We start from the raw sequence: 12,765 nt of genomic DNA, 5'->3' as shown, positions 1-12,765 counted from the left end.
ACCTACGCGAGTAGTCACGTCCAACTGTTGTCGTCGTCGAAGTTGCTGCTATCGAAATTGGCATCGTCGAAATTGTCGGAGGTGAAATCCTGATCGCCACCGTTCGGCAAATTGTTGTTGCCGTTATCGAAGAAGTTGTTCTCGGTGACGTTCTCAATCACTTCCGGCTGTCCACCACCGAAACCACCGCCGAAGAAACCACCGCCATGATGGCCGCCAAGCAGGTTTTCGATGCCATCAAACAGGAACATGCCACCAGCGACGCCGGCTGCGGTAGTGGCCGCGCTTGCGAGGAAGCTCGAACCACCGCTTTGCTGCGGAGCAGCCGGCGCGCCGCCAAACAGACGTTCGCGCCATGTCGGTGCCGCCGCTGGAGCTGCCTGCGGCGGGATCGGCGGCGGGTTCGCGCCCCATGCGGGCTGCTGGGGCTGGGCGCCGCCAAGGAAGCTGCCACCGCCCTGCTGACCCGCCTGTTGCGCCTGCAACTGCGCGATCTGTGCCTTTGCCGCATCCAGTGCGTGCTGCTGCAGCAGGCAGCGCTGTACAAGCAGATAAACCGCATCGGGCTGGTTGGCCAGACGCTGGTGGATCAGCGCATCGGCCTGCGCATCTTTAGCTACGCCGCTGACGGCGGCCAGGCGCTGAAGGAAATCGTCGAGGAGGGTTTGTTCCTGGGGAGTCATGGGTTCACCGATTAGCTTCTATGACGGCACGATGCCGGCAAGGACGGAAGTATGCGCGGGATGTGTGACCTCAAGGGTGCTGGTCGTCGTGGTTGACGTCCGCGATTCACGATTCCTTAGGCCTTTGGCCTATTGACTACAGATGTAGTCAGAGTTAGCGTGCCTACATCTGTAGTCACGAGCCGATTGCTATGCCCAAGCCATCCATCGGGGACCAGGAGCTGGCACTCCTGCACTATCTGGCCGAGCACGAGAACGCCACCGTGGGCGAAGTCGCCGCCGATTTCGGCGAAGCGCGTGGCCTGGCCCGCTCCACCGTGTTAACGATGATGGAGCGCTTGCGCGCCAAGTCCTATCTGAAGCGGCGTCACCTCAACGGTGTGTATCGCTACAGCATCACCACCGGCCCCAATGAGGCATTGAGCAACGCGGTCGGCCAGTTCGTCGAGAAGACCTTGTCCGGCTCACTTTCGCCCTTCGTGGCGTGGATGTCGCAGAAAGGGGAAGTGAGCGACAGCGAACTGGCCGAGCTGGAAGCCCTGGTGACGCAATTGCAGTCGCGGCGCAAGGAATCCTGACATGCATACCTTCAGCACGCTCGCTGATACCTTGCTCGCCCGCCTCGCCTGGACATCGGCGCAAGCGGCTTTGTTGATCGCGCTGCTGTGGCTGGTCATACGCCTGCTGCCGCGCCTCTCGCCCGCCGTGCGTTGCATGCTCTGGTGGCTGGTCGCAGCGCAGCTGGTGCTAGGCGTAGCCATCAGCACGCCGGTGCAATTGCGGTGGTTGACACCCAAAGCATCCATGCCTGTTGCGTCCATTGAGCACGCTGCCGCCCATGTGCATATACATACCGGCGCGGCAGCCACGCTTGCCACGCCTACTGCGTCCTTAGCAGTGGAGCAAGCGGCCTGGTCATGGCCGTTGGCGATCGTGATCGCTTGGTTTTGCGTTGTGCTGTTGCAGGCGTGCCTGGCGATACGGCAATGGCTTGAAAGCCGTGCCCTGGTGCGCCATGCCCAGCCGATCACCGATACCGCCTTGCATGCGCTGTGCATGCGACAGGCACAAGCATTGGGCATGCCTCGTGTGCCGGCGCTGCGCGTGTCGCAAGCCATCGTATCGCCACAAGTCTGCGGGTTGTGGCGGCCAGTAGTGCTGTTGCCCGCCGAGCAAACACTGTCCGCCGATGAGCTTGCGATGGCAATGGCGCATGAGCTGGCGCATATCCGGCGTGGCGACTTGTGGCTGGGCTGGATACCGGCAATCGCGCAACGCCTGTTCTTCTTCCATCCACTAGTGCGCTGGGCGGTGCGCGAATACGCGGTATATCGAGAAGCCGCATGCGATGCGCAGGTATTGCAGCGTCATGGCGCCGCGCCGCACTGCTATGGCCATCTGCTGGTGCGTCTGGGCGTAGTAGACCCCATGCACGCCAGTCTCGCCGGTGCTTCCTCGACCTTCCAAAATCTGAAAAGGCGCTTGCTCATGCTGCAACAAAGTGAAACGACGCCGCGCATGCGGAGCTGGTTGCTGGTCGCGGCGATTGCCTTGGTCGGTGTGCTGCCCTATCGCGTGACCACAGCCAATGCGGAGCAAACAAGCACAGTGTCCCAAGCTCCGGCTACAGCCGGCGCCAACACCTATGTGCCGCCTGCTCCGCCTCCGCCGCCTCCGCCGCCACCGGCAATGCCTCCGCTGCCGGCGCCACCTCCCCAGCCGCCTGCGCCTGCTGATTTCGGCCCTCATGCCCACCATGTGGATATCGACACTCGGGCCGGTGCAGAACGCGGCTTCGTCCTGCTGGATGGCGACACGATAGTGGTCGACGGTAGCGAGGCAGACCTTGCCGAGGCGCAGCGTCTGCATAAAACCGAAGGTTCGGTGCTGTTGCTGCGTCGGAACGACAAAACCTATGTGATCCACAATGCCGATGTGATCCGCCAAGCGAAGGACATCTACGCGCAATCCGCGCAACTCGCACAGGCACAAGGTGAGCTGGCTGGCCAGCAAGGTGCGCTTGCCGGACAACAGGCCGCGCTGGCCGCGCGGCGGGGCGCGCTTGCATCCCGCCAAGCAGACGTGGAGGGCCGCCGTGCCGCCATCGAGGCCCAAGGTGAAGCCCTGCGCTCAGCAACGAAATCGCAGAATAACGCCGGCAACGAAGCCAGCCTTGAGGGCCAATTACGCGGGATCGACGCCGAGCAGGCCGAAATACAACGCGAAAGCAAGGAGCTCGACCAGGAATCCGTTGCGCTGTCCAAGCAGGAAACAGCGCTTTCAAGGCGCGAAAAAGCCATGTCCAAGCAACAGCAGCTCAGCTCGCAAGACATGGACCGGCAGCTAGACACGTTGCTCGGCGAGGCTATCTCCAAGGATTTGCCAAAACCCACCGATCGGTAACACATCGGTGCGCAGCGAGATGCGCACCGACCATTCGGCAACACATCCAAACATGCATCCACCACCTACCTGGGTAGGCGGTTAGGGCACTGCGTCTTACGCACAGGGAAACTGACGATGCTTGGCTACTACTCCTTGCTCGCTCTATCTAGTTTCAAACGCAGCAGAATCATCACGGCGCTGATGGTGCTTGCCATCGGGCTCGGCATTGGCGCCAGCATGACCATGATCACCGTGCTACATGTGATGTCCGGCGATCCGCTGCCTGGCCACAGTGCACACCTATACGTGCCGGTGATCGATCCGCATCCGATCAGCCGCGTCAAAGCCAAAGACAGCGCAGCGGATGGCGCCATGACCTGGACGGATGCGATGTATCTGCTGCGCACAGCACGCGCAGATCGGCAAGCGGCGATGGCAGCGGGAACCCTGCCGATTCAACCAGCCCAGGCATCGCTGCGTCCCTTTTTCGAATCGGGGCATTACGTCACCGCCGATTTCTTTCCGATGTTCAGCACGCCATTTCGCGCCGGCGGCGGCTGGAATGTGCAGGACGATGCCCATCACGCACGCGTGGTCGTACTCAATGCTTCGTTGAATCGCAAGCTGTTCGGCGACGTAGCGAGTATCGGGCGCAGCGTGCGCTTGAAGAACACCGACTTTCGTGTCGTCGGTGTGCTCGACGACTGGCAGCCACAACCCACCTTCTACGCACAGATCGACAACGCCGCATTTGGCAGCGTCGACCAATTCTTCGTCCCGCTGCAAACCGCGCAGGAACTGAACTTCGCTACCAGTGGCCGCATGTGGTGCTGGGGTAGTGGCGGCGATGCGCGCAAGAGCGATCATTGCACCTGGCTGCAGTTCTGGGTGGAACTGGACAGCGCAGACAAGGCGCGCGCATATCAAGTTTTCCTCGCCGATTATTGGCGCGATCAGCAGGCACACGGCCGCTTCCCGCGCCCGGTGAATGCGCAGCTCTACAGCCTGATGGACTGGCTGAACAATCAACACGTAGTGCCTGGCGATCTGCACCTGCAGCTGTGGCTAGCGCTGGGCTTCCTCGGCGTGTGCATGCTCAACATCGTCGGCCTGCTGTTGGCCAAGTTTCTGCGCCGAAACGGAGAGATCAGCGTGAGGCGGGCGCTCGGTGCGCGGCGACGCGACGTCTTTCTGCAGTTAGGCATCGAAGCCGGCATGGTCGGACTGGCTGGCGGCTTACTCGGCTTGGCACTGGCTGAGTTCGGCTTGTGGAGCGTGCGGCGGCGACCGGATGGCTACGCGCATCTGGCTCATATGGACGGCGCCATGCTGCTAGGCACTTTTGCGCTGGCCGTGATCGCCGGCCTATTCGCCGGACTGCTGCCGGCATGGCGCGCCTGCAACATCACGCCCGCGCTGCAATTGAAAACTCAGTGAGGCTCATCATGTCATTGCCGCCCGTCGTCGCCACACTTTCACGCCACAAGCTAACCGCGCTGTTGTTGATGCTGCAGGTCGGCCTGACCTGCGCCATCGTGTGCAACGTCGCCTTCATGATCATCGACCGCGTACAACAAATGCGCCAGTCCAGCGGTATCGCAGAAAACGAGGTGGCGCTGATCGAGAGCACCGACCTGGATGACAACGCGCAACCATTGGTTCGCCATGCAGCGGATCTTGCGGCGCTACGCGCAATAGCCGGCGTGAAATCAGCGGCCGCCGTCGGTGCGCTACCGTTCAATCATCACGACTGGAGCAATGGCATTCAGTTGACGCCAGACGGAACGGCCCGCACGACGGCAAGCGTGTTCAGCGGCACACCCGGCGAGGCGGATACGCTGGGCGTGCACCTGATAGCGGGACGCGACTTTCTACCCGACGAATACGTACCGGAAGGCAGCGCGCGCGATTGGGATGGCCTTGACCAAGTATCTGCCACCATCGTGACGCGCGCGTTGGCGGAGAAGCTTTTCCCAGGCCAGGATCCACTCGGCAAATCGATCTACCCCAGCGATAAACCCGTGCGCATCGTCGGTGTCATCGATCATTTACAACGTCCGCAGGCACATGAAAGCACCGACAACGACTACGCCACTCTGTTGCCGATGCTGCCGGATGGCAACGATGTGACCTATGTGCTGCGTAGTGCCCCGCAGGATCGCGAGCGCATCTTGAAGCAGGCTGCGCAAGTGCTCGAACGCCTGTACGGCAACCGCATCCTTCGGCATGCCCAGACTTTCGAGCAATTGCGTATCGATTTCTTTCATCGCAACCGCACCATGATCGGTTTGCTGATCGCTGCTGCAGTGGGCTTGCTGATCGTTACCGCGTTGGGTATTTCGGGTCTGTCCAGTTTCTGGGTACAGCAACGCCGGCGCTCCATCGGCATTCGTCGTGCGGTGGGCGCAACGCAGCGGGACATCCTGCTCTATTTCCAGTGCGAGAATTTCTTGATCGTGAGCATCGGTGTGTTGCTGGGCTGTCTGCTTGCCTACGCATTGAACACCGTACTGATGCAGTACTACGAGCAATCACGCCTGCCCGCGCTCTATCTGGCGATCGGCGCACCGGTGTTGTGGCTGCTTGGGCAGCTTGCCGTGCTTGGCCCAGCGTTGCGCGCCTCGACGGTACCGCCCGTGGTAGCGGTGCGCGCTCAATGAGCTTCAGCACTTTTTGTTTGCCGGGATGGCAATTCCTGCGAACCGACCTGCTGCAATGCCGCCGTTATCTGTGCGTCGGCCTGCTCTGGCGACCACGCTGCGATGTGTGCCGGCGCATAGCTGCGGCGCAAGTGGCGGATCAATTGCAGGCCGAGCCAGTAGCCACTGCGATTGGGCAAGCCTTGCTGATAGGGCCTGGGTGCAGCATTGAACCAGCGCTTGAATATATCCGGATGTTCGGGATCGATCGCCTTGCTCCTCGCATCCGCGAGAAAGCGTCGAGCGATCTCCGGCAGCTGGTTCGCGGGAATGGCGCCAAGCTCGTCCTCAAGCAGCAGCTCACCATCCGTGTGTCCCGGCGAAAGCTCACCGCTCACATACGTGGCCAGCCCCTCTTCGAACAGCGGCAAGGTGAGCGGCGCATCTGGCATCACGCCATCATTGCGAATGCCCGCATGCTGCGCGTGATACAGATGGAACAGCTCATGCGGCACCACGATGTCGAGGTTGGCGTGTTCCAGCAGCAGCGTATCGACGGCGAATACCAGCACCGGCTTGCCATTACCAAGTACGCCACTCTTCGCGTCGAAGTTGGGTGCGAGCAGGATCGTTACAGGCGGATGCGCATCGGCATCCGGGAACAGCGTCTTGAAGCGCACCGACTGATGTGCAACAGCATCCTGCAAGGCGCGCACTTCGACGGGAATATCCGCCGCCAAGGCGGGATATCGCTCAAAGCGCTTCTGCAGCCATATCTGCCGGCGCGCCTGCCAGTACGGATCGTGTTGCTTTTCCCACACCACTGTGTCGTAGACGTCACGACGCAGTGATTCGATGCTGCGGTTCCAGGCGTGCTCCTGCTGCAGAAACGGCTTTCCCTTAGCTGCGGACCAGAATTCGGTAAACGACGTGGTGATCGATGGCGCCTCCCTACCGGACGCAGGCACCATGCATGCGAGCAGCAGTGTCAGACAGAATGCCTTGCTGCTGCTCGCCTTCATTCCATCACTTCCAAGGCCAGGGCTTCAGCGAGTATTCCTTCGGCGGCGTATCGCCAGCGAGGTACTGCACGAAGTAGTCCCAACGACGGCGCGTGATGTACGGGGTATCCGAGCCGTAACCATGGTGCTGGTTAGGCAAGAACAGCATGTCGAAATCCTTGTTCGCCTTGATCAGCGCGTCCACCACCAGCAACGTGCTGTAGGGCGGCACGTTGTCGTCAATCGAACCGTGCACCAGCATCAACTTGCCCTTGAGGTTCTTGGCGATGAGCTGGTTGGCCTGATTGTCGTAGTTGGTGCTGCCGTTCTTGTTCGTCACCAGCAGGCCCTGCCACTTTTCGGCCCAGTCATCCTCATACAGGCGATTGTCGTGGTTGCCGCTTTCGGCCCAACCCACCTTGAAGAAGTCTGGATAGCGGAACATTGCATCCGCCGTGGTATTGCCGCCACCGGAGTGGCCCCACATGCCCACGCGATCGAGATCGATCCACGGATAGCGCTGACCAAGCTGTTTGATGGCCGTCACCTGGTCCGGCAGCGTGTTGTCACCCATGTCGCCGAACCACGCATCGTGGAACGCCTTGGAGCGCCATGGCGTGCCCATGCCGTTGACCGCCACCACGATGAAGCCGAGTTCCGCCAGCGACTGGTTGTCACGATGCGACGACTGGAAATCGAATCCATCCACCGAACCGGTCTGCGGTCCGGGATAGACGTAATTGACGATCGGATACTTCTTCGTCGGATCGAAATGGGTCGGCTTGAACATCAGGCCGTACAGATCGGTCTTGCCGTCACGCGCCTTCACCACGATCTGTTCCGGCGGCTGCCAGCCGGTAGCGAGCAGACGCTTGATGTCGGTCTTGGCGACGGTAGTGATGACATGCCCGTCGTTCGCATCGCGCAGCACGGTCACCGGCGGTTGGGTGGTCGTGGAATAACTGTCGACGAAATACTTGCCATCATCAGACAAGGTAATGGTGTGATCGGAAGGCTCCGGCGTGAGCAGCACTGGTTGGCCACCATCCAGGCTCACTTTCCAGAACTGCTGATAATACGGATTGATGCCCGATGTGCGTCCCACGCCACGGAACCACACGGTGCGCGTCTTCGCATCCACTCGCAGCACTTCAGTGACGTTGCCTTGACCATCCGTGATGGCGCGCTTGAGCTGGCCGTTGCCAAGATCGTATAGATACAGATTGCCCCAGTTGTTGCGCTCACTGAACCAGATCGCTTCGTGCGTGTCGGGCAGGTAGCGCCAGTTCACCTCGCCATTGCCGCTCTCGTAATAGGTGGCAACGTCTTCATGGAACACCGTGCGCACTTCGCCGGTTTTCGGATCGGCAATGCGGAAGGTTTCGTGCTTGTGGTCGCGCGACGTGGAGACGAAGGCCACCGTCTTGCCGTCCGGCGCCCATTTCACATCATCCCAACCACCCTTCCGGCCGCAGCTCACGTCGTCGCACAGTGAAGAGCGATGCTGATCCGGCGGCATCTTCAAGCGCACCACCGCATGTGTCGGCACGTCGATGACCACTCGCTCGATCATGGTGATGTGCTCGTCACCCGCAAACGGATATTTCCATGACTGCAATTCCGGATGACCCAACTTGGTGGTCACCAGGTACATGTCGCCGGTCTTGCGCTGATCCTGCTGGAAGGTGGCGATCTGCTTGGAATCGGGCGACCACTCGAGGATGGCCCTGTCGGTGTGCTGCCAGCCGGCGTTGTCGGTGGCATAACCGAAATTCTCGATGCCATCCGTGGTGAGCTGGATTTCCTTGCCAGTGGCAACGTCGCGCACCCACAGATTCCAATTGCGGATGAAGGCTTCCTGCTTACGGTCGGGCGACAGCACGCCGGGTTCCTTGCCGGTTTTCACCAGCGTGCTCTTGTCCACGCATTCGCCGGCTGCTTGCAGATTGCACAAGTAATGCGCGTCGCCGATCTGGATATCGTCACGCCCGTCGGCGGCAACGCGGAATTCGGTGATACCCAGCTTGTCGGCCTTGATGTCTTTCTTGCCGGCCTTGACCAGCGCCGCGGCAAGCTTCGCCTGGTCGAGCAGCGGCGCGGCTTTGCCGTTCGTCGCGTCCATGCGCAGATAATGATCGCCGCTGGCGTCGTGGTCTTCATACCAGAAGTGCGTGTCATCCAGCCAATGCACGGTACGCACCAGGTGATCCACCAGTGGCATCGTGGTGTACGGCATATAACGCTCGGCCTGCGCATAATCCTGCGCCGTGAGCGTGCCTCCCGCGGCCATCGCGCCACCCGGGATCAACCCCAAGGTCAGCAGTCCACACACCAGTGCGCCGTGCAAGCGCGACGTGCCGATTATCGAACGCATGTTTGCTCCCATTGAAAACGAATGGCCGCCGAGGCGGCCGCCCCCCAATCTTGTCACGACCTTTCATCGTAGTGGCTGTGGTCGGGTTTCGACCCCTGCCAAAGGTCTCGACGTGTTGCTCCCTCCTCTGCCGCTGCAGGGGAGGGTTGGGGCGGGGTTGCTTGAGCTTGCGATACAGTTTGAATTCAACGCGAGATTGCTTCACCCCACCCTACCCTCCCCTACTACACGTAGGGGAGGGGACAATAAACAACGTCGTGGTGCCCCACGCCTATCCGGAGTCACGGCATGTCCCAGCCATACACCATCATCGGCAACTACATTTCGCCCTACGTACGCAAAGTACTCGTATGCATGGATCTGAAAGGGCTCGATTACCAGATCGACCCGATTACGCCGTTCATTGGCAACGACGATTTCAGCCGCCTGAGTCCCTTGCGCCGCATACCGGTGCTGATCGACGGCGAGCTGGTGCTCAACGATTCCTCGGTGATCTGCCAATACCTGGAAGACAAGCATCCACAGCCTGCGCTTTATCCATCCGATATTGCACAGCGCGCCAAGGCACGCTGGCTGGAGGAATATGCCGATACGCATCTGGCAGATCTGTTGATCTGGCGGCTGTTCTATCAGCTCGCCGTTCGCCGCTACGTTTTCCAGGAGCCCACCGACGAGACCATCGTGCAGCACGCACGCGAGGTGCAGATTCCCGCCGCGCTGGATTACCTGGAAACGCAGCTACCGGTGGATGGATTCATCTTCGGCGAGCTTTCCATTGCCGACATCGCCATTGCCTGCTACTTCCGCACGGCTTCGTTCGTGCGCTACGTAGTGGACGCGCAGCGATGGACGCGCACTGCTGCGTTCGTGCAGCGGATGCTTGCGTTGCCTTCGTTCCAGAAACTGGGGCGATTGGAAGACAGCATCCTGCGGCTTCCGCTGGCGCAGCAGCGCGACGCACTGGCCGCAGCAGGAGCGCCGCTTACGCGCGAAACCATGGCAACCCATACCCCGCGGCACGGTTTGCCGCGGGGCTGACGTCTCGTCACGGATACGGGTCTACGTACGAGGTGTTCTGCCAATACATGCCGTGGCGATAGAGCGCAGCATCGTAATCCACGTGATGGATCATTCCGTCATCCGGATCGAACACATGCAACTTGTAAGTCTGACCAAGCTGCACGATGCCTACGATCACCACCCAATGGCCATTCTGGTAGTCCGGATTGGGGCTGGGCACCGGCAACGTATGACCGACGATCGCGAGCAAGGGCCGGCCTCGATTGATCCACGCGATGATTTCATCCCTCGTAGGAAGGGGGTAATCGTCGATGTTGTTGGTAAATCCCAGGTCCTCCAGCGCCGCAGCGGCCGATTGCTGCATGTGGATGTCCGCGTGCACGTTGTTGTGCGAGGCGACAGCCCAGGCGTCCGCCAACGCTTTGTCACTCACATAGGATTGCCCGCCCGAAAGTCCGAGCTGGTTGTACCAGTTGATGATTTCGCGCGCGGCGCAGGCCCAGCATGAATTGGGATCAGCTTGCTGCGCGGTGGGAAAATGCTGCAACACGGGCATGTTTCGTAGCCTCTGTAAGGGTGGATGGACAGGTGTTTGTGCTCAACCGCCAACGGCAACCTTCTTGCCGTTCTTGTTCGCCGCCACCCACATTTGCAGGCAGCTGCTGACGTCGTTATCGGGAACCTGATCAACTGCGGTGATCGCACTGCTGCCGCCCGTCGCCGTGTTGTCCGGCGAGTGGCTGTGCCACGCCCAATAGTAGCCCGGGCCGAGCAAATAACTGCCGTCCGTGCGGGTGCCGAGAAGGTGCACTTTGAATTCCAGCGACACGCCCTGCGGCTGCATGGGCGTATCCCACAGGTACACGTAGGTCTGTGCACCGTTGCCGACAGGCAGGCAGTGATTCTGCGCATTCACCCAGGTGTCAAAATCGGCTGGCCATCCACCGATATGAAACCAGTGGTCGACGAACTCCGTCTGTCCGAGATCGCGGTTGATGATCTGCGTTTGTCCTTCCAGTACACCCTCACCGAAACTCTCTTCGTAGTAAGGGCTCTGCTGCACGCCGACGCGAAAGAAGTTGTCGACGAACCACCCATTGGCGTTGATGGTGTTCCTCTTGGTGTCGTTCTCGCGACCTTGCCCGATCCAATCGGCGGACAGCACTTCCACCTTGTCGGTGACTGGAATGCCGTTCCATTTGAATCGGCAGATCTGAAACAGGCCGATCTTCTCGACGTTGTCGCCCTGCACGAACGTACCGCCGACATCGACGACATAACGGGCACTGATAGTGGAGCCCTGCTCCTGATACTTGATCACACGCATGGGTTCTTCTCCTTGGACATCCGAAGGGACGGTTTGAGCAACCGGGGATTCGCCTTTGCCGGAGGGGCTGCGCGAGCCGACCAACCGCATGAGCGCAAGCAACGTTGAAGAATTCATGTCCACCATGGACGTCGGCGAACGCCGCGTGTGAAAAACCTCGCGCGCAAGAAATGGTGGCGCGTAGAGCACTTTGCTGCTGGAACAGCGTGAAGGTTATGTCGAGACGTCAGGCACGGTTGATGCTTCCAGCCAATGTCCATCTCGCAGCAGACGGGCTATTTCATCCGGACCATTCACGAGAAGGCCCGGGAAACGTCCAAGGACGTTGCAAGATCATTGATCCGGGGGGAGCACGGTGGAAGCGAAGGAATGTTCCACCGAGGATGATCGAGCATCCTCGGTACAGGCGCAGCGCGCCGTCAGCGTCAAGCGAGCACGATTGTTCCGCGACATGCCTGACCTATTGATCCAGCATGTGGCCACGCATGCCGGCGAACGCCGCCTGCAAGGCGGTGATGTGCTTTTCTTGAAGAACGACCCGCAGGATTTCATCGCCATCGTGGTCGCCGGTTGCATTCACACCATCGTGCATGGTCCCGACGGACGCCAATTGATCGTCGACAGTTTCCCGGCCGGTGATGTTGTCGGCGAAACGGCGCTGATCGACAACAAACGCCGCGACACAGCCGCTTTGGCCGGCGCACCGACGCACGTGTTGATACTGCGTCGGCATCACTTCGCTGTACTGATGGCCGAGCCATTGTTTCTCAATCGCTTGCTCGCCCTACTGTCATCGAGGCTGCGCGACGTGGCCGCGCTGATCGAGTCGCTGGGCCTGCACCGTCTCGAATCAAGGCTGGCGCGCTATTTCCTTTCCGCTGTGGACGAATGCGGGCGGCAGGTGCCGGACGGCATTGTGATACCCATGCCCTCAAGCCAAAGTCTGCTTGCTTCCATGGTGAATGCCAGTCGCCCCAAGCTCAATGCACAACTGCAAGCCTGGCGCCGCAGCGGCCTGGTGAGCTGGACGCAGGATTCCCTGCTGATCACCGATGTGGCTCTGATGCGCAGCATGGCGCATGCTGCTGCTTCTTGAGGTCGATTCCGAACTTCTGACGCATCGAGCTGCGTGAGTTGGGGTGCAAATCCCAACGTTGCCATGCACGCATACATCGCGATGTTGGGGTTTGCCCCCAACCAACGCCACTTAAGCCCTTCTCCCCTCGGGACCTGATTAGCGTCTTGCCTCAGCTGGGTATGTTGTGGTGTTGGGGCATTGCCTGCGGCGCTTTCGGAGCTTTCGGACCCTAAAGGGCCCGAGTCACTTTTCTTTGCG

Annotated in this window: 11 protein-coding genes; 6 read left to right on the top strand and 5 right to left on the bottom strand. The window is 60.4% G+C overall.

Annotated features, from left to right (window positions below):
• Positions 1-14: 14 nt before the first annotated feature.
• Positions 15-683, bottom strand: a complete 669-nt coding sequence (locus QQJ86_RS13875; RefSeq protein WP_284321552.1) for a DUF2076 family protein — start codon at positions 681-683, stop codon at positions 15-17.
• Between the two features lie 191 nt (positions 684-874).
• Here QQJ86_RS13875 and QQJ86_RS13870 point away from each other — a divergent pair, with 191 nt between their 5' ends.
• The 4 genes from QQJ86_RS13870 to QQJ86_RS13855 all read left to right on the top strand — a co-directional run bounded on the left by QQJ86_RS13870 (position 875) and on the right by QQJ86_RS13855 (position 5,728).
• Positions 875-1,261: a BlaI/MecI/CopY family transcriptional regulator gene (locus QQJ86_RS13870; RefSeq protein ID WP_284321551.1), complete on the top strand. Its 387-nt coding sequence runs from the start codon at positions 875-877 to the stop codon at positions 1,259-1,261.
• 1 nt (position 1,262) lies between these two features.
• Positions 1,263-3,086 (top strand): M56 family metallopeptidase, encoded by a 1,824-nt coding sequence (locus QQJ86_RS13865; RefSeq protein WP_284321550.1) that lies wholly within the window; start codon positions 1,263-1,265, stop codon positions 3,084-3,086.
• Between the two features lie 117 nt (positions 3,087-3,203).
• Positions 3,204-4,505 carry an ABC transporter permease gene (locus QQJ86_RS13860; protein WP_284321549.1) on the top strand — a complete coding sequence of 434 codons (1,302 nt, stop codon included), beginning with the start codon at positions 3,204-3,206 and terminating at the stop codon, positions 4,503-4,505.
• A gap of 8 nt (positions 4,506-4,513) precedes the next feature.
• Positions 4,514-5,728, top strand: a complete 1,215-nt coding sequence (locus QQJ86_RS13855; protein WP_284321548.1) for an ABC transporter permease — start codon at positions 4,514-4,516, stop codon at positions 5,726-5,728.
• On the opposite strand, the gene QQJ86_RS13850 is transcribed toward QQJ86_RS13855, so the two are convergent.
• Both QQJ86_RS13850 and QQJ86_RS13845 read right to left on the bottom strand, forming a co-directional pair.
• On the bottom strand, positions 5,722-6,729 hold the full coding sequence (locus QQJ86_RS13850) for a DUF2268 domain-containing putative Zn-dependent protease (protein ID WP_284321547.1): 1,008 nt from the start codon (positions 6,727-6,729) through the stop codon (positions 5,722-5,724). The genes QQJ86_RS13855 and QQJ86_RS13850 overlap by 7 nt on opposite strands.
• 4 nt (positions 6,730-6,733) lie before the next feature.
• Entirely contained in the window at positions 6,734-9,082 is a 2,349-nt protein-coding gene (locus QQJ86_RS13845) for a S9 family peptidase (RefSeq protein WP_284321546.1), read from the bottom strand.
• A 288-nt stretch (positions 9,083-9,370) separates the two neighbouring features.
• On the opposite strand from QQJ86_RS13845, the gene QQJ86_RS13840 reads away from it, so the two are divergent.
• Positions 9,371-10,120 carry a glutathione S-transferase family protein gene (locus tag QQJ86_RS13840; protein WP_284321545.1) on the top strand — a complete coding sequence of 250 codons (750 nt, stop codon included), beginning with the start codon at positions 9,371-9,373 and terminating at the stop codon, positions 10,118-10,120.
• A gap of 7 nt (positions 10,121-10,127) precedes the next feature.
• Here QQJ86_RS13840 and QQJ86_RS13835 read toward each other — a convergent pair whose 3' ends face one another.
• Together QQJ86_RS13835 and QQJ86_RS13830 are read right to left on the bottom strand one after the other, a co-directional pair.
• Positions 10,128-10,658, bottom strand: coding sequence for a papain-like cysteine protease family protein (locus QQJ86_RS13835; RefSeq protein ID WP_284321544.1), 531 nt, complete (start codon positions 10,656-10,658; stop codon positions 10,128-10,130).
• A gap of 42 nt (positions 10,659-10,700) precedes the next feature.
• A complete protein-coding gene (locus QQJ86_RS13830) occupies positions 10,701-11,429 on the bottom strand; it encodes a hypothetical protein (protein ID WP_284321543.1) in 729 nt (242 codons plus the stop codon).
• Positions 11,430-11,784: 355 nt separating this feature from the next.
• Between QQJ86_RS13830 and QQJ86_RS13825 the strand changes: the two genes are divergently transcribed.
• Positions 11,785-12,525, top strand: a complete 741-nt coding sequence (locus QQJ86_RS13825) for a Crp/Fnr family transcriptional regulator (RefSeq protein ID WP_284321542.1) — start codon at positions 11,785-11,787, stop codon at positions 12,523-12,525.
• Positions 12,526-12,765: the final 240 nt, after the last annotated feature.

The sequence above is a fragment of the Dyella acidisoli genome (assembly GCF_030160295.1).
GTDB lineage: Bacteria > Pseudomonadota > Gammaproteobacteria > Xanthomonadales > Rhodanobacteraceae > Dyella_B > Dyella_B acidisoli.
The sequence above is the reverse complement of the archived record's forward strand: the minus strand, read 5'-3'. Positions and strand labels throughout refer to the sequence as shown.